Here is a 22896-nt window from a genome sequence, read left to right as displayed (position 1 = left end):
TTCAAATCTCCATTCTATAGGATGTTTTCTAATCCATAAACTAATTCTTCTAACGTCATCACAGTTTCAACACAATAAACGACTCCACCCATGAATGATTCCCGGTTATACGAATCATGACGGATCGTCAGCATTTGCCCTTCTCCACCAAATAGTACTTCTTGATGGGCAACTAATCCAGGTAAACGAACAGAGTGAATTCTCATCCCTTCAAAATCTGCACCTCTTGCACCAGGCATCGTTTCAGTTTCGAATTCGTGCCCCTGTCTTCTAGCCTCTCGTACTTCCGAAATCATTTGAGCTGTTTTCTTACCTGTCCCTGAAGGCGCGTCGAGTTTTCGGTCATGGTGTAATTCAATAATTTCAACATGGGGTAAGTATTTTGCTGCTTCCTTTGCAAATTTCATCATTAAAACAGCACCGATAGCAAAATTAGGAGCAATAATACAGCCAACTTTGTTCGTTTTCGCTAAGCTTGTTAATTCCTCCAATTGTTCATCAGTAAAGCCTGTCGTACCAACAACCGTTCGTACATTATGTAACATTGCTTCTTTTGTATGTTCATACACAGAGTCCGGATTTGTTAAATCAATTAATACATCTGGCATTGTTTCACTGATTAATTGAGTTAAGTTTGTATATATCGGAACATCCAAATTTGGAGGGAAGATTTCTAGTTCAGATAAACTCTCTCCAACATGTTTATAATCTAAGGCAGCCACTAGTTCTAGCCCATCCCGTTTATATACGGTCTTCACTGCTTCTGAGCCCATTTTTCCTCTTGCTCCAGCAATTGCTACTCGAATCGTCATTGTTACTCTTCCTTTCGTGTCCAACGATCTTTATCTCTCGTTTCAAATTTATGTAATACTTTTAATAACGCATCATCTAATTGGATACCTTGTGCGTTTGCAAAACATACTAATACAAAGAAAAAGTCTCCTAATTCTTCTTCAATACTATTTTTTGATTCAGTACTCTTTTTCTTTTTATGACCATAAACATCTTGAACTTCTCGCGATAATTCGCCTAACTCTTCTGTTAATCTTGCTATCATTTCAAAGGGAGGAAAATATCCTTCCTTAAATTGACTTATGTAATCATCTACTTTTTTCTGTAATTGTTGCAAAGAAAGCTCACTCGTCATCATAACACGCTCCTACTAACATCGTAAATAATTTAAGGCTCGGTTGTCAAAAGATGAAAAATACAACATAATAAGGTGAAACTATCAATCAGTGGAAAATTCATTTATCACACTTATTGGTCGTTATCCAATCATGCTTTTCTTGTAGAAACTATATTACACCTTTTTAATTTTTCATTCACAATATTGAAGGGTGTACCACTTTTGCAAGTTCATGCAAATACATCGTACAGCATGTTACTAGAAATGAAAATTTATTTGGCTTACAGTAGGAGGTTTACATTTGAAAGGGTTAAATATTCGAAACATTATCGGAATTATAATTGGTGCAGCCATTTATAGTTTTGGTTTTGTCCATTTTAATATGCAAAATGAGCTTGGTGAAGGCGGATTTAGTGGAATTACGTTAATATTATACTTCACTTTAAATTTGGATCCAGCAATTATGAACTTAATTCTAAATATACCAATGTTTATAATAGGATGGAAATTGTTCCGCAGAATCGAATTTATTTATACAATTATTGGTACCGTAGCTGTTTCCATCTTTTTAAGACTGTTTCAAGTATATCAGTTTAAACTAAATTTACAGGATGATTTATTATTAGCTTCTTTATTTGCCGGTGTTTTTGTCGGTATAGGTTTAGGAATTATCTTCCGATGTGGTGGTACTACAGGAGGAGTAGACATCATTGCACGAATTGCCAACAAGTATCTAGGATGGAGCATGGGCCGTACGATGTTCCTATTTGACGCCTTTGTAATTCTTGCATCTTGGGCTACTTTCTTAGATGCTCGCTCTATGATGTACACATTAGTCGCTGTGTATGTCGGAGCAAGGGTGATTGATATGGTACAAGAAGGAGCTTATTCAGCAAAGGCCGCATTAATCATATCAAACCATCCAGAGGAAATTGCCAACTTCATTTCTGAAAAAATGGAAAGAGGGATTACAGTGTTTCACGGATACGGTCATTATACAAAACAATCGAAAGATGTGCTGTATTGTATCGTTGCGACAAGAGAAATTGTGCGCCTAAAATCCATTGTACGAAGTATTGATCCGAATGCCTTTGTTTCAATTATTGATGTTAGAGATGTAACGGGTGAAGGTTTTAAAATAGATGATTAAACGTATCACTACAAGCTCAACGAAAAGTGGGATGGCTGTCATACTAGCCACCCCATTTATTTTTTATTCGTCTGCTTTTGTTAATACTTCATTTACATATTTAGCTACTGCTTCAATTTCTTCTTCAGTTAAATTTTCTCCAAAAGCAGGCATTACCTCTCCTCCATTTTTAACCTTTTCCACTACATTTTCATAGTTTTCGGCAAACTCACTTAGTTGTAAGTTCGGACCATTATGGCCATTTTCCCCCATATTCCCATGGCAAGATAAACAATTTCCTTCATATACTGAAAGGCCTAATTCATAAGGATCTGTTGTATCACCTGTTGTATCGGATTGTTCTGTTTCTTTAGGTTGTTCCGTCGTTACAACTTTCTCACCAGAACTTTTTTCAGAAGCATCAATCGGCGTTCCGTTCCATTTTCCATCTATTTTAAACGTATATACTTTATCACCGTGAACAGAACCGGCTAATGAGTTTCCTGCCGCAAAAATGGATAAATATTGTTCCCCATCAATTTCATATGTGACTGAAGGTGCATTTGCCCCTGCATCCATTTTATAGCTCCATACTTCTTCTCCAGTTTTAGCATTGTAGGCAATGAGTCGACCGTCATTATGTCCAACAAAAATGAGATCACCTGCTGTTGCAAGCACTCCCGAATAGGCATTGTCATCCCAAACAACTTGCCAAGCAATTTTATTTGTTTTTACATCCATTGCCGTAACGGTACCTCTTTGCGGAGCATCTGAAACAGGTACCATAATACTGCCAATGTACATACCACCCTCTTCGTATATATCTTCATCCATTCTTGATAAAGCAATATATCCATCCGTTCCTAAAACATAAAAATATTCCGTTTCAGGTGAATAAGCTGAAGGTGGCCAATTGGCACCACCAAATGCTGAAGGTTTTAACGTTACTGGTTCATCCCAGAACGGTGTGAAAATGGATCCAATTTTCCCTTCGAAATCATCAGCTAAATCCCTTTCTACATCTTCCTCCGTTACTTCCTGTGGAACGAAAGAGTCTCCAATCGGGAATGGCTGTGTCGGTGATGTTTTTTGTTCCGCCAACTGGGGTACTTCCTTTTCTTCAATTCCAATTAATGGTGTTCCATCTGTTCGATCTAAGAAGTAAATCCATCCTGTTTTCCCAGCTTCACCTAATGCTTTTCTCTTTTCACCATTGATTTCTACATCAAATAAAATAACCGGGTTCGTGGGATCTAAATCCCATATATCATGATGGACTTGTTGAAAATGCCAAATGTATTCTCCTGTTTCTGCATTTAATGCAATAATCGAATTGGCGTATAAATTATCTCCTTCCCTTTTACTTCCATCTAAGTCTGGTGATGTATTTCCGGTTACAAAGTAAATATAGCCAAGTTCAGGATCCACTGCTGGTGTATTCCATATTGGTGCTCCACCATGTAGCCAGTTTTTATCTTCATCGTCTGGCCATGTATCACCATTTTCTTCATATGGTGAAGGAATGGAATACCATCTCCAAACTTCGTGGCCATATTCTGCATCATAGGCCATTATCCGTCCACGAATTCCATATTCCCCACCAGCAACACCTGTATAAATTTTGCCGTTGTAATATAGAGGTGCACTTGTAATCGTATATCCTTCTTCCCAGTCAGCTACTTCTGTCTCCCAAAGAAGTTCTCCAGTTTTTTGGTCTAAAGCTATTAATCTAGCATCTAATAGGCCAGCATAAACTTTTCCATCTGCTACAGCTACTCCCCGAGTCGTCCAACCACAACAAACCGTGTCTAATTTCTGTTCAATTTCAGGGCGATATTCCCAAATTTTCCCACCCGTTTTAGCATCAAGGGCTAAAATATCATTTTCTGCCGTCGCAATGTACATTACACCATCGATTACGATAGGTGTTGCTTCACCTGAATATTTCATATCAAGACTTGCTCCAAGACTTGTTACCCATTCAGGCTTTAAATTTCCAATTGTTTCAAGATTAATTTGATCTAATTGTGAAAAACGGCGATTGTAATAATCACCCCCATGAGTCAGCCATTCATCCTCTGCGTAACTAACTTTAATATTCGGCTGACCCGGATCCCTTCCACTGCTTTCTTTATCATCTGAAGAGTCAATAATAAATCCACTTTCCTCTTCTTTACCATCCTCTACAATTTGTTTTGATAACACCCCTGCCCAATAAGCTAACCCGATAATAACAATAAATGTTATAAACCCAAACAAAATCATTTTCGTCCCACTAATTTTCATTGTTCTCCCCCCTTTATTTTCCTTTATGCAAAGCACTTGGTTGCGCTTTCATAACATCCAACGATTTCTATATTCTATTAATCTAGGTCTATAGATATTATTTGTTATAAAATATTTTGTAAAATAAATAAAAAAACCGACCTATAATAGGTCGGTTACATTTTGGATTAAAGTTATATTTAATCTTCTGATTTCATGTTTGTATATATTAACACTAAACGAAGTAACTCAAGTACTGCAACTGCTGCTGCAGCAACATATGTCATGGCAGCTGCACTTAATACTTTTTTCGCACTACGTTCTTCATTGTTTGAAATGATTCCTAGTGAAACCACTTCATTCATTGCTCGTCTAGAAGCATCAAATTCAACAGGTAAAGTAACAATTTGGAATAATACACCTGCTGCTAATAACACAATACCTAACAACAACATATTTGTACTTGCAGCAAAAATACCGATCATAACAAAAATCCATGATGCATTAGAAGAAATATTTGCTACTGGTACAAGTTTTGAACGTAAAGTCAGGAAAGAATAGGCTTCCTTATGTTGAATTGCGTGTCCAACTTCATGGGCTGCAACTGCTGTTCCTGCGATTGATGAATTGTAGTAATTATCTTCAGAAAGGGCAACCGTTTTTGTCGCCGGGTTATAATGGTCTGCCAAAACACCTTGCGTTGGTACTACCCGTACATCAAATAATCCATGATGGTCTAAAATCATACGAGCAACCTGTGCACCAGTCATACCTTTCGTTGCAGGTACTTGAGAAAACTTTCTATAGGCGTTTTTTACTTTAATTTGTGCATAAATTGGTAAAATTAATATAATCAGAAAGTAAATTATATACATCCCTGTTGTCAATTACCCTCGTCCTTTCTTTAACTTACTATATTTATAATTTTAATGATTTACTATAACTTATGCAAATATTCACGCTTATTATATACAGAATAAGCAATGATAATGCAGACAATAGATAACCAAAAAGTAAAATAGCCAATATGATTTGAATATTGTTCTAATATTCGATAAATCGGCATTTGTCCATATACATAGTCAATTACGTCATTATGCAATGTCCAAATAGCAGCTATTGCAATATGAATCATCGTAAAACGATATTTCGCCATATACAGTAATCCTTCAACAGCCATTAAACCATGGGAAACAACAAGCATCCAACCAGCTAAACCGATGGATCCCGTTTCTCCTAAAGTTAGTAAATTCATGACCACTGCCCAAACTCCATATTTCACTAACGTAATGAGTGCTAATGCTTCAATTAATTTAAAATGTTTTCCAAAAATCCATCCAATGATTGCTATACAAAAAAATAAACTCGCTGTTGGACTATCTGGTACAAATATTAAAAATTGAGGCTCCGTTACAGATAATTGCCACCCATACCATATATAACCGTAAATTGTTCCAAAAAGGTTTATAAAGAATAATAATGTTAAAAATGAGCGATGAGTTAATAGAAACCAAGCTTGCGTTAACAATGACTTCATACCTTATCCCCTTTTGTCTGACAAATTTTATGTATTTTTTTCATGGAAGCTTATATGTAAAAAAGATAAAAGAGAAGAGAGTCAGTTTCCCGACTCTCTTTATAAATACAAATATTATTCTTCAGCTTTTAAGCTTGCGATAAATTCAGCTAAAACTTGAAGTTCTTCATCCGTACCTGCAAATTGACCAGCTGGCATTGCACCACGACCATTTTTAATTACTTCTGCAACTTCTTCAGCAGTTAATTCGTTACCTACTAAAGGAGGCGCAGCTCCTCCACCTTGCATGTCAGCTCCGTGACAAGCGATACAAGATTTACCTTGTTCACCAGTGAAGATTAAGTAACCTTCTGCAGTTTCATCGATTTCGATATCTACTTCTTCTTTAATTTCACCTTGTTTTGCTGCAGCTTCCCAGTCATGGTTAACTACAGATTCCCAAGTTAAGTAAACCATTGAAGCAAGCGCTAATAACATAAATGCTGTTGGCAATGGACGTTTAGATGGTCGACGTTCAGGACCTTTGTCTAAGAACGGCATTAATAATAACGCGCCAATAGTTAAACCAGGAATAATAATTGCTCCAACAATATTGTAAGGACCAGAAGCATAAGTATATTTTAATAATTGGTATAAGAATAAGAAATACCAGTCTGGTAATGGAATATATGAAGCGTTAGTTGGATCTGCCGGACCTTCAAGTGGTGAAGGGTGTGCGACAGTTAATAATAAATATCCAATTAAGAAAACGGCACCAACCATCCATTCTTTTAATAAGAAATCAGGCCAGAACGCTTCAGTTTTACCTGGATATTCGGAATAATCTTTAGGCATATTGACCATACGGTTATTAGCTTTAACGCGCGAGTCACCTACGAATTTCATCCCTTTTCCGCGATGCATAGTGTCCCCTCCTTTAAAAAATCATAGACCTTTCAAATGAACTAAATCATAGAGGTCCTGAAATACCTTGACGACGAATCATGATAAAGTGTGCTGCAAGCAATGCAAATAATGCTGCTGGTAAGAAGAATACATGAATAGCGAAGAAACGTGTTAACGTTTGTGCACCAATTATTGTTGCATCCCCTGCAAGTAAAACTTTAATCAGCTCACCAATAAACGGAACAGAAGCTGCAATCTCGATACCAACTTTTGTAGCGAATAGCGCTTTCATATCCCAAGGTAATAAGTATCCTGTGAAACCTAAACCTAACATTACACAGAAGATTAATACGCCTACAATCCAGTTTAACTCACGAGGTTTTTTATAAGAACCTGTGAAGAATACACGAAGTGTATGTAAGAACATCATTACGATAACTAATGAAGCTCCCCAGTGGTGCATACCACGTACAATTTCACCAAAGGCTACTTCGTTTTGTAAATAATAAACTGATTTCCATGCATTTTCTACGTCTGGCACATAGTACATTGTTAAGAACATACCGGATAAGATCTGGATAACAGTAACAAAGAATGTTAAACCGCCGAAACAGTATACAAATGCTGAAAAGTGATGTGCAGGGTTAACGTGCTCTGGCACTTCGTGGTCGGCAATATCACGCCAAATTGGAGTAATATCTAGTCGCTCATCGACCCAATCATAAATTTTATTTAGCACTCTTGTCTACCCCCTAACTAATTAAACTAAAGTATTTGCCATTTTTTTCCCAAGCAATAAGAAGCCATCTTTTTCTGATACTTCATACTCGTCCAACGGACCTAATGGTGGTGTACCCGGAACATTTTTACCAGTTTTCTCATAACGTCCACCGTGACATGCACAGAAGAATTGATTTGGGTGTGCTGAATCACTGTTCCAGTTTACAGTACATCCTAAATGTTTACACACCGGTGAAAGAGCGATAATTTTATCTCCTTCTTTATACACCCAAGCAGTATCAGTAACCTCTGATTTGTACCAAGCATCAACTTGTTCATATGAAAAGTCAACTTTTACTGGCTCTTCTGTAAGATCTGCAACTTTTGTACTTGTTTGTACAAAATCACCATCTGCATGTGTTTGTAGCGCTGGATCAATTGCAAAACGTACCATTGGCATTAAAATGCCCGCCGCCATAAATCCACCAACACCAGTTAAAGTGTAGTTAAGAAATTGACGTCTTGAAACTCGATTGTTACTCATCCTTTTCCCCCCTCTAACTAAAAGGTCAGTCCAACGGACATACTTTTACAAATAGTAATACTAGGACATATCTATGATATATCAAGAAAATAGGTTGGTCAATAATGCATTCAGTAGATTCGACAAGATTGTGAACATTTAATGAAACAATTTACTAACTTTGAGACCATTTGGTAGAAAGTATTGGGATGACTTGTTTAAGTTGCTCTTCAAGCACCGATTTTTTTACCCCACTATCCATAAATTCCAATGGAATTGAAGGTAACCATAGAATATCCATTTGCTCATTTAAGCTTGTCCATGAATGGTCTGTTGTAATAAAGAGGACATGTTTAAAACCTGCTTGATTCAGTTCCTCTTTTAATAACGAAACATTCAACCCACTTTTCGTTTGCTCTGTATAAGAAAATGGCGGGATTAGCATTAAACGCCCTTTAAATTGTTGTTCAATAAAAGAAGTAAGGGACATTAAAAATTCTGCTGCCGAACTACTTTGCTTCATCTTTCCTTCTTCAAAATCTAGAGATAATAATGGTACGAGAGCCGTATCGATAAAATCCTTTTGGCTTTGAAACTGTTGCACATCATTTACATTAAAAAACATTGCTTCTCCTCCATCTATATCAATATTTACTATTGCCAAAAATAATAAAAAATTATCATCTAAAAATAAAAACTATCTCTCTTTTATGTATGTATTCGTTTTACTAAAATAATATTAATCGAATTATCCAAACTTATCCAAACAATTTAATTCCCATTCAGCCGATTTTCCACGGCTGAATGGGAGAAATTAAAAGTTTTTTGATGTTTGTTTTAATGCTTGGAGTAAATTGGATAGCGAATAAAATCTTTCTTTATCCCCTTTATCTAATGCATCGTCAATTTCTTTTAACAGCTTTTCTTCTTGGAAAGCCAACAAGCTATTATTTAACATTTCTTCTGCAATGAGTCGATCCTTTTCACTAATGTGTAAAAATTTTGGCATATAAGGATTTTCCTCTAATACAGCTAAATACTGGCCACTTGGTGGTATGTTAGGAAAATTCAATTGGATATACATGCTTTCATTTGGATGTAATCGTAAATCATGAAAAGACTTCTCTGCATCACTTGTCATAATATTCCCTTTGTAGAAACGAAACGGTACCCCATTTGAATCAACAGATGACATAACGATTGCACGAGGACAATAATGGGCTTCTTCAACAAAGTGGATATTTTCCAACAAGTTATCATTACTTAATAAGTAATTTAAAATCCAAACACATTCTCTTCTTTTCAATTGGAAATTTTTCAGAAACCAACGAACAAAAGTTTTTTTATCTATAATCGGAACGGAAGAAGTCATTTTGCTATCCCTCCTTTTATTCAAGAGTGTAAAGCAGATCAATCCATTGTTGCTCAGTAGGTTCTAAAGCAATTAATTGATTAACAATATCACGTGCCTCGTCTCTTTTTCCTTCTTCTATCAAGAAATAACAATATTTTTCTAAAAACGACGGTTCGTCTTTAAAATCATTATATGCTACCTTGTAAATTTCGTATGCGCGTTCATACTGCTCATCTTTTGCATAAGCATCTGCAACTATTGGATATAAAGCGCTCCAGTCAAAATCATCGTTTTTTAATTCTTCATATAAATCGATAATTTCCCCGAAGCGTTCTTGATTTGCATAAATCGACATTAGCACTAAAATGGCTTCCATATATTCTGTATCTAAAGCAATCGCTTGCTGTAAATATTGAATTGCTTTATCTGGAAGATTATTTTTCAGCGCCATCTTGCCGGCAAATAAATAAAAGGATTTTTCATACTCATCCCGTTTTAAACCTTCTTCAATTATTTTCAGTGCTTTTTTGTTATCTTCTATCATCGCATAACTTTCTGCTAATAATAAGTAGGCACTAAAGTAATCGATATCCAATTCCTTCAAATCTTCTAATTGTTTAATGGCAAGTTCATATTTTTCTGATTGAAAAGCGGCATAGGCAGATCCGAATAATAAATCGGGAGTTACAGACTTTTCTAATGCTTCCATGTAATAGTCAAGGGCTGTTTCATATCCCCCACCAGAACGATAAACCTCCGCCAGTCGTTCAGCAAGTACTACCCCAGCTATTTCGCTCTGTTTTCCATGTAATTCTTCATAAATACGAGCCGCTTCGGTAAAACGTCCCGTTTCAAATAATAATTCCGCTTTAGCAAATTGTAATAATGGTTCGTTTGGCAATAACTCTAATGCCTCATTAATCCGTGTTTCAGCTACTTCATATAATCCTTGCATTTGATAATAGTCTGCTAGTAGTAATAAACTTTGAGGATATTCGGGAGACTCTGAGTCAATACCCATCAATAATTGCAGCGCTTCATCTTCTTCCCCTAATTCAATTAAGACGGAAGCTCGATCAATGGCCACTTGTGCTTCATCCGGAAATAAAAACTGTAAATGTTCATATACTCGATTTGCTTCCGGTAAATAGCCAAATTGCATAAGTAAATCTGCTATTTCATACTGAACCTCTGGATTTTCATTTAACAAAAACGTCTCTAAATACGTATTAACTTGTTGTAAATCACCATTTTGTATTGCTTGAATCATTTCATTCGTTGTATTTGTCAAATTTACTCACCTTTTTATTCATAGTCAATATACTATGCTACCGCACTCAATTAATAGAAACAAGAAAAAGGACCTGTCCCTTTTCGGGAAGATCCTACCTACTATAAATAGTAATCATCCAGTGATCAAGTGGACTAATTTTAGTATATTTCATTTTTTAGCTCACGAACATGGTCAAAGAACGAAGGATATGACACTGCGATACAATCTGTGTCATCTATTTGAATTGGTGACGAAGAAATGAAAGATGCGACCACCGACATCATACCAATACGGTGGTCTCCATAGGACTGTAATTGGCCTCCGCCAAGAGCCGTTGGTCCATGGATAACCATGCCATCATCTGTCGCTTCAATATTAGCTCCAAGTTTTTTTAGCTCTGTTACAACTGCTGTAATCCGATCTGTTTCCTTTACTTTTAGCTCTTCAGCATTACGAATAACTGTTGTTCCTTGTGCTTGCGTAGCTAATAAGGCAATGATTGGGATTTCATCGATTAGTCGTGGAATAATCTCTCCTTCAATCGTTGTAGCTTGAAGAGACGATGATCGTATCGTAATCGTTGCAGTCGGTTCAGCAGCATGCTCATCTTCTATCGTTACCGTTATATCTGCGCCCATTTTTTCTAAAACTTCTAAAATACCTGCTCTAGTAGGATTTACTCCCACATTTTCCATTGTAATTTCACTATTCGGTGTAATTGCTCCTGCAACTAAAAAGAAAGCAGCAGATGAAATGTCCCCTGGCACATTCACATGGGTTGCTTGTAATTGTTGCCCTCCTTGGAAGGATATAATCCCTTCCTGAACTTCAATGTTAGCGCCAAATTGCTTTAACATTCGTTCAGTATGATCCCGGGAAATCTCTTTTTCTCGGACAATCGTTGTCCCTTCTGCACGAAGTCCAGCTAAAAGAATGGCTGATTTCACTTGTGCACTAGCTACTGGCATCGTATAATCAATCGCTTTAAGTTTTGTTCCTTGAATAGCTAAAGGAGTATATTGTCCATTTTCACGACCGGCAATTTTCGCCCCCATTAAACGGAGTGGGTCCGTTACCCGTCGCATCGGACGTTTACCAATGGAAGCATCTCCAGTCATGACGGTATGCAAATGCGTACCAGACAAAATGCCCAGCATTAATCTTGTCGTTGTACCTGAGTTCCCAGTATAAAGCACTTCTTTTGGCTCTTTCCAATTGTCCATACCATCACTTTGAATGGTTACATCCGTGCCGTTCACTTCAATGTTCACACCTAGTTTACGGAAACAATCAATCGTACTTAAACAATCTTCACCAAGAAGAAAGCCGCTAACCGTTGTCTTCCCCTTCGCAATGGCTCCAAACATAATTGAACGGTGGGAAATTGATTTATCACCTGGTACAACAATCGATCCTTGAAGACGAATGTTTTGATTATCTAAAACTTTTGTAGAAGACATGTAAGTACTCCTTTCAGAAACAAATGTGCCGATTACGAAACATACATTTCATAATTTGTTTTTTTACTAATACATTTTTCAGCTTTATCACGATCATCTGCATTTTGGAAACTAATGACTAAAATACCGAAAAGGTCTTCCCGCGCTTCCACAACTCGAATGTTCGTTATACTAATTTTTTCTTCAGCTAAATATCCAGTTAACTCTGATATAACACCTGGATAGTCAGGGATATCGACATATAAATCGTAAGTTGAATAGAATACACCTGTTGAAATGGGTAACTGATCCCTTACTTCTTTTGCAGTTGCAAAATATTCTTCAATTGCCGATTGATCCAGACCAATCAATAAAGATTTTACCCGGTTCATTTCAGCTAACCATAAATTTAATTGGGATAGTAATTCCTCACGATTTTGAAGTACAATATCTTTCCACATTAGTGGGTTAGAAGAAGCGATGCGCGTAATATCACGAAAACCACCAGCAGCGAGTAAACTTGTCATCGGGTAACGTTTTTGTTCTGCATCTAATTGATGAACAAGGGAAGCTGCCACGAGATGTGGAAAGTGACTAACAACTGCTGTCATATGATCATGTTCATGGGCATCTACTCTAACTAATTTCGCTAAAGTAAATTTTAATAATTGTTCTAATGCATTGATGTTATCTTCTTTTTCATTGTGTAAAGGTGTTAACATGTAATATGCATTTTCAAATAAATGGGCTTTTGCAGCTTGAACACCACTTTTATGGGAACCAGCCATAGGATGTCCCCCTATAAAGGTAATCCCACATTCACGAAGCTCTGCCCCTTTTTCCATTATTAACCCTTTTGTACTTCCTGTGTCCGTTACAATGACATTTTTCTTTAACGGCCATTTTTTTAATTGTTCTAACCATTCAATAGTCGCATTGACAGGTGTTCCGAAAATAATAATATCTGCCATGCTCGCAGCTTTTAACACATCATCCACTACTTCATGGACAATTTTTAACTTTGCAGCTTGGGCTCTTGTCTTTTCATTGTAATCGTAACCAAATACTTTTGTATCGGGGGCTTTTTGACAAGACAAAGCAATAGAGCCCCCAATTAACCCTAATCCAATTACTAAGACATTACGTGTCATGCAAAAACCCCTTGTTCTGTCAGCACTTCTTCAAGTAAAGATAAAAACTTTTCATTTTGTTCTTCTGTACCAATTGTTACACGAATATATCCAGGGGCTTCTAACGCATTACCGCTTCGAATAATAAAACCGCGTTTCATCATTTCATTGAATACAACATCACTATCAGCTTTTACTTCAAATAATATAAAGTTTGTTTGGGATGGGTAGTAATGGAAATGATGTTTTTCACAGAAACGAACAAATTGCTTTTTCCCATTTTCATTTTTTTCTTTACAAGAACGGATAAATTCTTGATCTTCTAAAGCTACAATCGCTACTTTATGGCTTAATATTGTATTATTAAATGGCGCACGAACTGGATCAAGTTTTGCAATAACTTCTTCGTTGGCGATGGCATAGCCTACGCGGAAAGAGGCTAAACCGTAAGCTTTTGAGAATGTACGTAAAATAATAATATTAGGATATTCATGTATAAAAGGAATGGAATTTTGATAATCCGGTGAATCAACATATTCAAAATAAGCCTCATCGAGAACGACTAATACATCTTGAGGAACATTTTGTAAAAATGTTTGTAATTCATGATGATGAACAATCGTACCTGTTGGATTGTTAGGATTACATACCCAAACGACGGAAGTATTTTCATCAATTGCTTCAAGCATCGCCTTTAAATCATGTTTGCCATCTTTTAAAGGTACTTTTCTTACTTCTGCGCCTTCAATTTCAGCATTATGACTATATTGGGAGAAGGAAGGGGTTGCCATTACCGTGTTTACTCCCGGATATAGAAGGGCACGGGTAATAATTGCTATTATATCGTCTGAACCATTTCCAAATAGTAATTCCGTTTCTTTAACTCCTAAATGATTTGCAACAGCCGTACGTAAATTTTGTGCATATCCATCCGGATATATCGCATGATTTGTATTTTCATTATTTAAAAATGCCTTTACTTTCGGTGAAAAACCATAAGGATTTTCATTTGAGGCAAGCTTTACTACTTCATCTAAGCCAAACTCTTTTTTCACTTCTTCCATCGGTTTACCGGGTTGGTAAGCTTTCATTCCGAAAATTTGTTGTTTCCACTTCATATAAACGTCTCCTCTACCTATTTGTTTGTCTCTTGTACTAAATCAGGTCTCAGCACGACTGCATTATTTAAATAAACATGACGAATTTCCTTTTGGCTTAGATCCGTATTGACATGCACTAATACACGAATACACATTGGAAGAGCATTTGGGACATTCATCTCATGAGTACACATTGTCGGAACGTATTGCCACCCTTCAATGGAGCGAACCGCCTTAGCTGGAAATCCTGAAACTAAATCCGTCGTAGTAGAGATGAAGACCGAAATAATATCTTCCGGTTGTAATTGATTAAGTCTTACAATCTCCTTCATCAAAATTTCAGTTTCGTTATAAATTAATTCTGGTTGATCCGCTGTTACCGTCGTTGCCCCTCTAACTCCTCTAATCATTTACATACCTCCATAACTAACGCTCGGAACTCGCTATCTACGTTTCTACATTCAGCTAGTTCAATTGGTTGCATAAAAGGCGTTCCAATTTTACTAAGTAAAACGAACTTTAACTCACCATATTCCGCCTTTTTATCTTTAACGATAAATGGTTGTAATGTTTCAAACGGATATTTTACTACTTGTTCAAACGGATACCCATTGTGATAAGCGTATTGTAAAAATGATTTCGTAAATGAACGATTAATTTGACCATAACGCTCACTTAATAGTAACGCATAAACCATCCCTATCATGACCGCTTCACCATGGGCAAGTTCCCCATATCCTGCTGCCGCTTCTAAGGCATGACCATATGTATGACCAAAGTTCAAATACTTTCGAACAGATTGTTCTGTTTCATCTTCAGTTACAATTTTCGCTTTTACTTCAATTCCTGATTTCAAATGAAAAGCTAATTCATCCTGTGCCATTTTATTTAGGGAAGGACAAGCCATTAATTTTTCTAGCCATTTTGCATCGGAAATCATCGCATGTTTTACGACTTCAGCCATTCCAGAACGAACTTCCCGCTCATTTAACGACTGTAAAAAATGAATATCATAAACAACCCCTTCAGGCTGATAAAAAGCACCAACTAAATTTTTCCCTTGAGGATGATTGATAGCCGTTTTTCCACCTACTGCAGAATCATGAGCTAATATAGTCGTTGGAATTTGAATAAAAGGGATTCCACGCATAAATGTTGCTGCAACAAATCCGGTTAAATCGCCAACTGCTCCGCCACCAAATGCAAATAAAATTGATTTCCGAGTACCATTTTTTTCAATTAAAAACGTATGGGCCCTTTTAAAATTATCAAAGCTTTTACACTCTTCCCCTGCAGGCATTACAAAAACTTCAAAAGGGTATGGAAAATGATCTTTAAAATAAGTGCCTTGATTATTCCATACATTTTCATCTGTCAATACGAATAGTTTATCTGCCTTATTTATTATATCTTTATAGGATTCCATTGCAGTCGTTAGTATTTCATTACCAATTGTAACGTCGTACTGATGGGAAGCTGTATTAACGGGGATTTTCATCAACTAAAACTCCTTCGCAACTTTTCTCATCTCGTCAATTTGAGCTTTTAATTGGGGCAATTGATCACTATGGAATTGATCCACAATAACACTTGCAATTTCCCAAGCAATGACATTCTCGGCAACAATAGAAGCAGCTGGTACTGCACAACTATCAGAACGTTCCACACTTGCTTTAAATGGTTCCTTCGTTTCGATATCTACACTTTGAAGCGGTTTATAAAGAGTAGGGATTGGTTTCATTACGCCTCGAACGACAATCGGCATACCCGTGGACATACCACCTTCTAACCCACCTAAACGATTTGTTCTCCGTGTATATCCCATTTCTTCATCCCATAAAATTTCATCATGAACTTCTGACCCTTTTCGGCGGGCCATTTCAAAACCAATGCCAAATTCTACTCCTTTAAATGCATTAATCGAAAGCATCGCTTGTGCTAGTCTACCGTCTAATTTCCGGTCGTAATGTACATAAGAACCAATCCCAGCAGGAAGACCTTCCACAATAACTTCAACTACTCCACCGATGGAATCTCCTGCTTTTTTCGTTTCGTCAATCATTTGTACCATTTTTGCAGAAGCTTCCCCGTCAACACAATAGCATGGATCTTGTTCTACGATCTCACGTATTTCGTCTACAGATTTCCCTTCAATTTTCGACGTATCAGCTTTAATACCTGCAATTTCCGTAACATGACTTACAATTGAAATTCCTAATTCATTTAGCAATGCCTTTGCAACGGATCCGACAGCTACACGAACCGTCGTTTCCCGTGCACTAGAACGTTCTAATACATTTCGCAAATCACGATGTCCATATTTAATACCACCAACTAAATCAGCATGTCCAGGACGAGGACGGGAAATTTGGCGTTTAATCTCGTTAGGATTTATATCTTCTGGTAAAGGATCTGCTCCCATAATTTTTGTCCAATGCTTCCAGTCATCATTTTTCACTACTAATGCAACAGGCGAACCTAATGTTTGTCCATGGCGAACACCACCAACGATTTCAACTGTGTCCGTTTCAATTTGCATCCGTCTACCACGTCCATGACCACCTTGGCGACGTTTTAAATCATAATTTATTTTTTCTGACGTAATTGGTAAAAGGGATGGTAACCCCTCGATAATAGTTGTTAATTGGGGTCCATGAGACTCTCCTGCAGTAAGATAACGCATAAAACACTTTCTCCCTTCAACTCGCTAAAGTATGTATTTTTTACTATAACATATTATACATTAAAAATCAGTGGCAAATTTGAATCGAAACATAAATAGTACCGAATATTCAGAAATACGTATATAACGGTGCATTTTTTCATGTTAAGTCGACAATAGTAAAAATACGCTTTCCGTTTATACGAAAAGCGTCATTCCATTTCAAAAAAGTTTTAAAGTCATATTCACTTAACACTTTCTTTTCACAAACGATTTTATTTATATTTTTCGATAGAAAAATGTATCCACTACTTCAAATCCATAACGGCTAGGATTAAAAATTTGTTCCGTTGAACCTACAAATAATACCCCACCAGGACGTAACGATTGACTGAACTTTTGATAGATTTGATCTTTTGCTTCCTCTGTAAAATAAATCATTACATTTCGGCATACAATTAAATCTAAATTTGAATCGTATGTATCCTTCAGTAAATTATGTTTTTTAAAAGTGACTGTACGTTTAATTTCATCCTTCACCTTGAAGAATGGCCCTTCTTGAATAAAGTATTTATGTTTCACATCATTCGGCACTTCATCAAGGGAACGTTCAGGATATAGTCCAAGTTTTGCCTTTTGAATGACATTTTCATCGATATCAGTTGCTAAAACTTGAATTTGTGATAATGGTATATGATGGGATAATACCATACTAATTGTATAAGGCTCCTCACCAGTTGAACAAGCGGCACTCCAAATTTTCAATCGCTTATTATGATTTAATAATAACGGAAAAATTTTGTTTTGCAGCACATCCCAACGTTTGCCATTACGATAAAATTCCGAAACATTAATCGTCATGCGATCTAAAAATTCATTCATTAAATCCCGATCTTTTTCGAGGGCATGTAAAAATTCAACAAAGTTTTGATAACCCTTTTTTTCGTAAAGAGATGTTAAACGTCGCTTCATCTGAGCTTCTTTATATAGGGCAAGGTCAATCCCTGTCTTATTTTTTATACCGGCAATAAATTGTTCATAATCTGACATCGATCCATCTATCCCCTCATTATTCGTAAATTTATTATAGCGAAATTTTGTAAAATCTGAAATATATATCATTCCAACTATATTGATATCGTCATGGGGATGGAAAATATAACAGTTCTATTATTGTTTTTCTTGTAACAAAGGTTGTTTAGTAGTATCCAATGCCAATTGCTGTCTCGTTTTTTCTATTTCTAAACGAAGCTTTTCTGTTTCAACAAGGAAGCTTTCTTGTCTTAATTTTTCTAATTTAACCTCTTGTTTCATCGCTTCTATTCTATACTTGGATTGTTTATTTAAGTAATCCGTAACAATCCCAGCAGTTGATACGGTCGTTATAAATAAAAAAGTGCAAATTACGATAATCGTTCCCATTAGAAACCTCCACTTTATTTTTCCATATTTCGCTAATTATTCTGTTAATTTACACTAAAAAAACAACTATCGCAAGTAAACGACAGTTGTTTTTTGTTTTGTATAAAATTAAGCTAAGCCTTCACTGAACCATAAGCTAATTTCACGTTCAGCAGATTCTACTGAATCTGAACCGTGGATAATGTTTTCAGCAACTGATACAGCGAAGTCACCACGGATAGTACCTGGTTGAGAATCAGCTGGGTTTGTTTTACCCATCATTGTACGAGCTAATGAAATAACATTTTCACCTTCCCATACCATTGCGAATACTGGACCAGAAGTGATGAAATCAACTAATTCACCGAAGAAAGGTTTGTCCGCATGTTCTGCATAGTGAGCTTCTGCGATTTCACGGCTAGCTACCATTAGTTTAGCACCTTTTAATTCAAATCCGCGACGTTCAAAACGATTCACGATATCTCCAATTACTTGACGTTTAACACCGTCTGGTTTAATCATTAAAAATGTTTTTTCAATTGCCATGTTTATTTACACTCCTTAAATTCTAATAAGGCATTTACACCTACCGATAAATATTACCAAAATAACTTAGATACATCAACTAAAACCAATATATACCGAATTTTTAATGAGCTATTTTAAAATTTTCGTTTACCAATAAATAAGGCGATATCCCGCAATTTCTTTTTCATAGGATGATTTGGTAAAGCCTCTACTTCCTTCAAGGCTTTTCTTAAATATTGATTACTGATTGTAATAGACTGTTTGATGGAATCGGAATTTCGAACAACCTTTAACATTTCCAGGCGACCGCTCTCTGTAACCTCTCCTACAGAAGCTTGGTCTATAAATTGATCAATTGTTGGATTTCCTTTTAATAAAAGAATCGGCAATGTAATATTTCCTTGCAATAAATCACTACCTGCAGGTTTACCAAGCTCTTTGTCAGTAGCCGTAAAATCTAAAATATCATCTACGATTTGATAGCTCATCCCTACAAAATAACCAAATCGTCTCAAGTGACCGATGCTTTTATCATCTAATCCACCAACGACCGCACCTAACTCACAACTAGACTCGATGAGTAATGCAGTTTTACGTTTAATACGACGAAAATAATCTTTTAAGTTTTGATCTTTACGAAACTTATCTTCTATTTGTATAACTTCACCATTACAAATTTCAACCATTGTTTTAGCTAAAATCTGATGAACTCTTTTATTTTCGATAGATGTCACATACTCCAATGCCCGCGCAAAAATAAAGTCACCTGTATACATAGCAACCCGATTATTCCATTGGGCTTTAACAGTATGTGTACCCCTTCTCAAATCCGAATTATCAATAACATCATCATGGACAAGAGATGCCATATGAATTAACTCTAACGGCACTGCTATGTTTTTCACCTTATCAATGTTATATTGCCCAAACTTAGCACTAACTAAAACAAATACAGGGCGAATTCGCTTACCACCAGATTGTAGTAGATGGAGAGAGGCATCATTTATCAAGTGCGAAGACGAGTTTAACGCTTTTTCCAATTCTTTTTCGATGATGTCTATATCCGATTTCAAATCGGAATAGAGTATTTTTAACTTCATCTTTTCCACGCGTGAAACCTTCTCCCCCTAATGTTCTTTTTTAAATCCCATATGCATAGCAGCTGCCCCACCGCTATAACCTTTATAAGTTACCTTTTCAAAACCAGCATCTTGAAACATTTTGGCAAGTTTTTTCATGCCTGGGAAATCACTTGCAGATTCTTGTAACCAAGAATATTCTTTATAGCTTTTAGCAAATAGCTTACCGAATAAAGGCATAATATGATTAAAGTAAAAACGAAATAGTTGTCTATATACAGGAATTTCAGATTGTGACGTTTCAAGACAAACAGCCATTCCACCCGGCTTAAGAACTCGATTCATTTCCCGTAACACTTGCATATAGTCCGGAACGTTACGAAGACCAAAACCGATTGTCACATAGTCAAAAGTGTTATCTTCAAAGGGAAGTTCCATTGCATTTCCATGAATTAATTCAACCTGTGGATAAGGAACAACCTTTTGTTCTCCTACTTTCAACATATTTTGACTAAAGTCCAATCCTTTTACAACACCGTTTTCTCCTACCGCTTTCGCTAAAGCGACGGTCCAGTCCGCTGTTCCACAACAAACGTCTAAACATTTAGAGCCCGGTTTTACATTCATACGCTTCATCGTATCTTCACGCCATTTGACATGTAATTTAAAACTAATGACGGAATTCATTTTATCGTAGCTTTCGGAAATGCTTTCGAAAACTTCGTGTACATGTTGTTCTTTCGATTTTGCCATTTTTTCAAAACCTTTCTAGCGCTAAATTAATTCAGCGCAATTTGTTGCTTTATGTATAACTTTAAATCGTCTTTTAATACAGTAGACGATTGAAGATATTCGTTTAATAAATTTTTAAGAGATGAAATTTGTTTCTCGATCATACTCTCAAATATTTTTTCATCCTCAGCACTTTCAATCATTTTTTTAAATAAAATAGATGGTTTGCCTTGTTGGAGATAACGATATTCCTCAAGTAGTTGAAGCAACAATAATCCTGTATGCATAAATGTACTATATTGTTCAAATTGATAAACTTGATAAAATCTTTTAATTAGCTCAGTTTGTATGACTGAAATCGTTTCATACCATTGGTCCATTGTATATTGATTGGATTCATATACTTTCATTTGATGTTCACAACGACTTACAATACCTTCAGAAAGCTGTCGAATTAATGGAATGTTTCCAGAACGAGCTAAAATTTCATAATAACGTCCACTATAAAAATCCCCCGACAGAACTGTCAGCTGCTGCTCTTTATCTAATGCATGTTTTTCGTTTATTTTCTCATGTTCATAAAGAGAGGCATGGACGATCCCTACTGTAATAGCGCTTTCGTCTATTTGTTTACTCCATTTTTCCCCATTCAAAAATGGTAATAATAAATAAAACAATTGATTTTCATTCACCACTGGTGTTCCAGTATACTGCAGTAAAGTTCTATGACGAACATGCATGAAAATATTTGTTTTTAATTGTTCTATTGATTGTTGAATGTATGTTGCATCCATAGATATTACTCCATTCTACTTAAAGTGCAACTGTTTAAACAATTGCATTGGTTCGATTGGTTCACCAATCAAATGAATTTTACTTTTTTGAGCCGCTTTCTACTATACCATGGGCAGAAATAATTTTTGCTTTCCCGCGAATTTTCATCGCAGATGTATGTTCTGTAAATTGCGCAATCATTACTTCTCCAGCATCTAATTTTTCAGAATGATGGAATTTTGTATCTGTACCACGTGTTAAACCGATTACATGTACGCCATCTTCTTGTGCTTCAATGATTATATAATCTGGTTGTGTCATAGTATCGTTTCTCCTCAAATAAACATATTCTTGTACATCATATCACAATAAAACACTATATTTAAGACATTTGAATAAATGAAATTACTTCTCTGCGTAAAACTTCGTCTTCCTCATATACTCCCCGGGCTACGGAAGTAACTGTTTTAGACCCTGGTTTTTTTAACCCGCGCATCGTCATGCACATATGTTCGGCTTCTACAACGACATATACTCCTTGTGGTTGTAACATTTCCATGATGGAATCTGCAACTGTAGACGTAATACGTTCTTGTAATTGGGGTCTGCGGGCAACAGATTCGACACAACGACCTAATTTACTTAAACCCGCGACACGTCCATCCTTTGGTAAATAGGCAATATGAGCTTTTCCGTAGAATGGAACTAAATGATGCTCGCACATAGAGTAAAATGGAATATCTTTTACTAACACTAAATCCTCATGATCTTCATGAAAAACGGTGCTAAAAAATTCTCTAGGATCTTCATTGATACCGCTAAACATTTCTTCGTACATTTTGGAAACGCGTTTCGGTGTATCTAGTAAACCTTCCCGATCTACATTTTCACCCACTGCTTCTAATATCATTTTTACGGCTTCTTCTATTTTTTGTAAGTTCACTTTCGACATCTTTCTTCCTCCTAAACCGATGCAACGTTGCACTGTCAAAATGAATCGTAGCACATACTGACTTTATTCGCAAAAAGGGTTTCTCTTCTTTTTTAGGTTCTATGTCAAATGTTGGGGTGAAGTGATATTACACGGCACCCCGATTATCCTAAATGAATCCCAATTTTCTTAGATAAATTATTTAATAAAATTTTCGCTTTAAAGTGTTCATAGCTTCTAAAACCATAAGCATTACGCTTCAAAACTTTTGATTTATTATTAATTCCTTCTAAAAAACCATTTGA

Annotated in this window: 27 protein-coding genes; 1 reads left to right on the top strand and 26 read right to left on the bottom strand. The window is 36.2% G+C overall.

The window, feature by feature from the left end:
- Positions 1–14 precede the first annotated feature (14 nt).
- On the bottom strand, positions 15–812 hold the full coding sequence (gene dapB / locus EC501_RS03575; protein ID WP_122970921.1) for a 4-hydroxy-tetrahydrodipicolinate reductase: 798 nt from the start codon (positions 810–812) through the stop codon (positions 15–17).
- Positions 813–814: 2 nt separating this feature from the next.
- Positions 815–1147 (bottom strand): nucleotide pyrophosphohydrolase, encoded by a 333-nt coding sequence (locus EC501_RS03570; protein ID WP_122970920.1) that lies wholly within the window; start codon positions 1145–1147, stop codon positions 815–817.
- 283 nt (positions 1148–1430) lie between these two features.
- On the opposite strand from EC501_RS03570, the gene EC501_RS03565 reads away from it, so the two are divergent.
- On the top strand, positions 1431–2279 hold the full coding sequence (locus tag EC501_RS03565) for a YitT family protein (protein ID WP_122970919.1): 849 nt from the start codon (positions 1431–1433) through the stop codon (positions 2277–2279).
- Between the two features lie 63 nt (positions 2280–2342).
- On the opposite strand, the gene EC501_RS03560 is transcribed toward EC501_RS03565, so the two are convergent.
- The 24 genes from EC501_RS03560 to EC501_RS03445 form a co-directional block, all read right to left on the bottom strand.
- On the bottom strand, positions 2343–4544 hold the full coding sequence (locus EC501_RS03560) for an outer membrane protein assembly factor BamB family protein (protein ID WP_241559267.1): 2202 nt from the start codon (positions 4542–4544) through the stop codon (positions 2343–2345).
- Between the two features lie 179 nt (positions 4545–4723).
- Positions 4724–5398 carry a zinc metallopeptidase gene (locus EC501_RS03555; protein ID WP_122970991.1) on the bottom strand — a complete coding sequence of 225 codons (675 nt, stop codon included), beginning with the start codon at positions 5396–5398 and terminating at the stop codon, positions 4724–4726.
- 62 nt (positions 5399–5460) lie between these two features.
- Positions 5461–6060, bottom strand: a complete 600-nt coding sequence (gene lhaT / locus EC501_RS03550; RefSeq protein WP_122970918.1) for a lipoprotein heptaprenylglyceryl N-acetyltransferase LhaT — start codon at positions 6058–6060, stop codon at positions 5461–5463.
- Between the two features lie 114 nt (positions 6061–6174).
- Positions 6175–6963, bottom strand: coding sequence for a menaquinol-cytochrome c reductase cytochrome b/c subunit (locus EC501_RS03545; protein ID WP_122970917.1), 789 nt, complete (start codon positions 6961–6963; stop codon positions 6175–6177).
- A gap of 46 nt (positions 6964–7009) precedes the next feature.
- Entirely contained in the window at positions 7010–7684 is a 675-nt protein-coding gene (qcrB, locus tag EC501_RS03540) for a menaquinol-cytochrome c reductase cytochrome b subunit (RefSeq protein ID WP_122970916.1), read from the bottom strand.
- A gap of 21 nt (positions 7685–7705) precedes the next feature.
- Entirely contained in the window at positions 7706–8209 is a 504-nt protein-coding gene (locus tag EC501_RS03535; RefSeq protein WP_122970915.1) for a QcrA and Rieske domain-containing protein, read from the bottom strand.
- Between the two features lie 154 nt (positions 8210–8363).
- Positions 8364–8813, bottom strand: coding sequence for a YpiF family protein (locus EC501_RS03530; RefSeq protein ID WP_122970914.1), 450 nt, complete (start codon positions 8811–8813; stop codon positions 8364–8366).
- A 189-nt stretch (positions 8814–9002) separates the two neighbouring features.
- Positions 9003–9560 carry a ReoY family proteolytic degradation factor gene (locus EC501_RS03525; RefSeq protein WP_122970913.1) on the bottom strand — a complete coding sequence of 186 codons (558 nt, stop codon included), beginning with the start codon at positions 9558–9560 and terminating at the stop codon, positions 9003–9005.
- A 16-nt stretch (positions 9561–9576) separates the two neighbouring features.
- Positions 9577–10812 carry a tetratricopeptide repeat protein gene (locus EC501_RS03520; RefSeq protein ID WP_122970990.1) on the bottom strand — a complete coding sequence of 412 codons (1236 nt, stop codon included), beginning with the start codon at positions 10810–10812 and terminating at the stop codon, positions 9577–9579.
- A 161-nt stretch (positions 10813–10973) separates the two neighbouring features.
- The gene (aroA, locus tag EC501_RS03515; RefSeq protein ID WP_122970912.1) at positions 10974–12275 is read right to left on the bottom strand and encodes a 3-phosphoshikimate 1-carboxyvinyltransferase; all 1302 of its coding nucleotides are present in this window, start codon (positions 12273–12275) and stop codon (positions 10974–10976) included.
- 32 nt (positions 12276–12307) lie between these two features.
- Positions 12308–13405 (bottom strand): prephenate dehydrogenase, encoded by a 1098-nt coding sequence (locus tag EC501_RS03510; RefSeq protein ID WP_122970911.1) that lies wholly within the window; start codon positions 13403–13405, stop codon positions 12308–12310.
- Positions 13402–14502, bottom strand: a complete 1101-nt coding sequence (gene hisC, locus EC501_RS03505) for a histidinol-phosphate transaminase (protein ID WP_122970910.1) — start codon at positions 14500–14502, stop codon at positions 13402–13404. The genes EC501_RS03510 and hisC overlap by 4 nt, the downstream gene beginning before the upstream one ends.
- Before the next feature lie 17 nt (positions 14503–14519).
- Complete coding sequence (gene aroH / locus EC501_RS03500; RefSeq protein ID WP_122970909.1) at positions 14520–14894, bottom strand: chorismate mutase; 375 nt, start codon at positions 14892–14894, stop codon at positions 14520–14522.
- Entirely contained in the window at positions 14891–15982 is a 1092-nt protein-coding gene (aroB, locus tag EC501_RS03495) for a 3-dehydroquinate synthase (protein WP_122970908.1), read from the bottom strand. The genes aroH and aroB overlap by 4 nt, the downstream gene beginning before the upstream one ends.
- A gap of 3 nt (positions 15983–15985) precedes the next feature.
- Complete coding sequence (aroC, locus tag EC501_RS03490) at positions 15986–17167, bottom strand: chorismate synthase (protein WP_122970907.1); 1182 nt, start codon at positions 17165–17167, stop codon at positions 15986–15988.
- Positions 17168–17425: 258 nt separating this feature from the next.
- Positions 17426–18196 carry a CheR family methyltransferase gene (locus EC501_RS03485; protein WP_122970906.1) on the bottom strand — a complete coding sequence of 257 codons (771 nt, stop codon included), beginning with the start codon at positions 18194–18196 and terminating at the stop codon, positions 17426–17428.
- A 120-nt stretch (positions 18197–18316) separates the two neighbouring features.
- Positions 18317–18568 (bottom strand): hypothetical protein, encoded by a 252-nt coding sequence (locus tag EC501_RS03480; RefSeq protein WP_122970905.1) that lies wholly within the window; start codon positions 18566–18568, stop codon positions 18317–18319.
- A gap of 108 nt (positions 18569–18676) precedes the next feature.
- The gene (ndk, locus tag EC501_RS03475; RefSeq protein ID WP_174232643.1) at positions 18677–19093 is read right to left on the bottom strand and encodes a nucleoside-diphosphate kinase; all 417 of its coding nucleotides are present in this window, start codon (positions 19091–19093) and stop codon (positions 18677–18679) included.
- A gap of 116 nt (positions 19094–19209) precedes the next feature.
- Positions 19210–20184, bottom strand: coding sequence for a heptaprenyl diphosphate synthase component II (gene hepT, locus EC501_RS03470; RefSeq protein WP_122970904.1), 975 nt, complete (start codon positions 20182–20184; stop codon positions 19210–19212).
- Positions 20185–20202: 18 nt separating this feature from the next.
- A complete protein-coding gene (locus EC501_RS03465; RefSeq protein ID WP_122970903.1) occupies positions 20203–20907 on the bottom strand; it encodes a demethylmenaquinone methyltransferase in 705 nt (234 codons plus the stop codon).
- Positions 20908–20933: 26 nt separating this feature from the next.
- A complete protein-coding gene (locus tag EC501_RS03460) occupies positions 20934–21680 on the bottom strand; it encodes a heptaprenyl diphosphate synthase component 1 (RefSeq protein WP_122970902.1) in 747 nt (248 codons plus the stop codon).
- 79 nt (positions 21681–21759) lie between these two features.
- Positions 21760–21981: a trp RNA-binding attenuation protein MtrB gene (gene mtrB, locus EC501_RS03455; RefSeq protein WP_122970901.1), complete on the bottom strand. Its 222-nt coding sequence runs from the start codon at positions 21979–21981 to the stop codon at positions 21760–21762.
- 61 nt (positions 21982–22042) lie between these two features.
- Positions 22043–22612 carry a GTP cyclohydrolase I FolE gene (gene folE, locus EC501_RS03450; RefSeq protein ID WP_122970900.1) on the bottom strand — a complete coding sequence of 190 codons (570 nt, stop codon included), beginning with the start codon at positions 22610–22612 and terminating at the stop codon, positions 22043–22045.
- Between the two features lie 143 nt (positions 22613–22755).
- Positions 22756–22896, bottom strand: a 141-nt coding sequence (locus tag EC501_RS03445; RefSeq protein ID WP_148037793.1) for a transposase, incomplete at its 5' end; no start/stop codon positions are given.

This window comes from Lysinibacillus halotolerans (assembly GCF_003711845.1).
Classification (GTDB): Bacteria; Bacillota; Bacilli; order Bacillales_A; family Planococcaceae; genus Ureibacillus; species Ureibacillus halotolerans.
This window is presented reverse-complemented; position numbering and strand designations above follow the sequence as displayed.

Coding starts and splice junctions, on each gene's coding strand:
- aroA (WP_122970912.1), bottom strand. CDS start 12,275: ATGTCTTCTACAAAAGTTTTAGATAATCAAAACATTCGTCTTCAAGGA.
- aroC (WP_122970907.1), bottom strand. CDS start 17,167: ATGCGTTATCTTACTGCAGGAGAGTCTCATGGACCCCAATTAACAACT.
- mtrB (WP_122970901.1), bottom strand. CDS start 21,981: ATGACACAACCAGATTATATAATCATTGAAGCACAAGAAGATGGCGTA.
- EC501_RS03465 (WP_122970903.1), bottom strand. CDS start 20,907: ATGGCAAAATCGAAAGAACAACATGTACACGAAGTTTTCGAAAGCATT.
- lhaT (WP_122970918.1), bottom strand. CDS start 6,060: ATGAAGTCATTGTTAACGCAAGCTTGGTTTCTATTAACTCATCGCTCA.
- EC501_RS03570 (WP_122970920.1), bottom strand. CDS start 1,147: ATGACGAGTGAGCTTTCTTTGCAACAATTACAGAAAAAAGTAGATGAT.
- EC501_RS03510 (WP_122970911.1), bottom strand. CDS start 13,405: ATGACACGTAATGTCTTAGTAATTGGATTAGGGTTAATTGGGGGCTCT.
- EC501_RS03555 (WP_122970991.1), bottom strand. CDS start 5,398: ATGTATATAATTTACTTTCTGATTATATTAATTTTACCAATTTATGCA.
- EC501_RS03560 (WP_241559267.1), bottom strand. CDS start 4,544: ATGAAAATTAGTGGGACGAAAATGATTTTGTTTGGGTTTATAACATTT.
- EC501_RS03520 (WP_122970990.1), bottom strand. CDS start 10,812: ATGATTCAAGCAATACAAAATGGTGATTTACAACAAGTTAATACGTAT.
- EC501_RS03460 (WP_122970902.1), bottom strand. CDS start 21,680: ATGGATGCAACATACATTCAACAATCAATAGAACAATTAAAAACAAAT.
- EC501_RS03525 (WP_122970913.1), bottom strand. CDS start 9,560: ATGACTTCTTCCGTTCCGATTATAGATAAAAAAACTTTTGTTCGTTGG.
- aroH (WP_122970909.1), bottom strand. CDS start 14,894: ATGATTAGAGGAGTTAGAGGGGCAACGACGGTAACAGCGGATCAACCA.
- EC501_RS03530 (WP_122970914.1), bottom strand. CDS start 8,813: ATGTTTTTTAATGTAAATGATGTGCAACAGTTTCAAAGCCAAAAGGAT.
- EC501_RS03480 (WP_122970905.1), bottom strand. CDS start 18,568: ATGGGAACGATTATCGTAATTTGCACTTTTTTATTTATAACGACCGTA.
- aroB (WP_122970908.1), bottom strand. CDS start 15,982: ATGAAAATCCCCGTTAATACAGCTTCCCATCAGTACGACGTTACAATT.
- dapB (WP_122970921.1), bottom strand. CDS start 812: ATGACGATTCGAGTAGCAATTGCTGGAGCAAGAGGAAAAATGGGCTCA.
- hisC (WP_122970910.1), bottom strand. CDS start 14,502: ATGAAGTGGAAACAACAAATTTTCGGAATGAAAGCTTACCAACCCGGT.
- folE (WP_122970900.1), bottom strand. CDS start 22,612: ATGTCGAAAGTGAACTTACAAAAAATAGAAGAAGCCGTAAAAATGATA.
- ndk (WP_174232643.1), bottom strand. CDS start 19,093: ATGGCAATTGAAAAAACATTTTTAATGATTAAACCAGACGGTGTTAAA.
- EC501_RS03535 (WP_122970915.1), bottom strand. CDS start 8,209: ATGAGTAACAATCGAGTTTCAAGACGTCAATTTCTTAACTACACTTTA.
- EC501_RS03485 (WP_122970906.1), bottom strand. CDS start 18,196: ATGTCAGATTATGAACAATTTATTGCCGGTATAAAAAATAAGACAGGG.
- EC501_RS03545 (WP_122970917.1), bottom strand. CDS start 6,963: ATGCATCGCGGAAAAGGGATGAAATTCGTAGGTGACTCGCGCGTTAAA.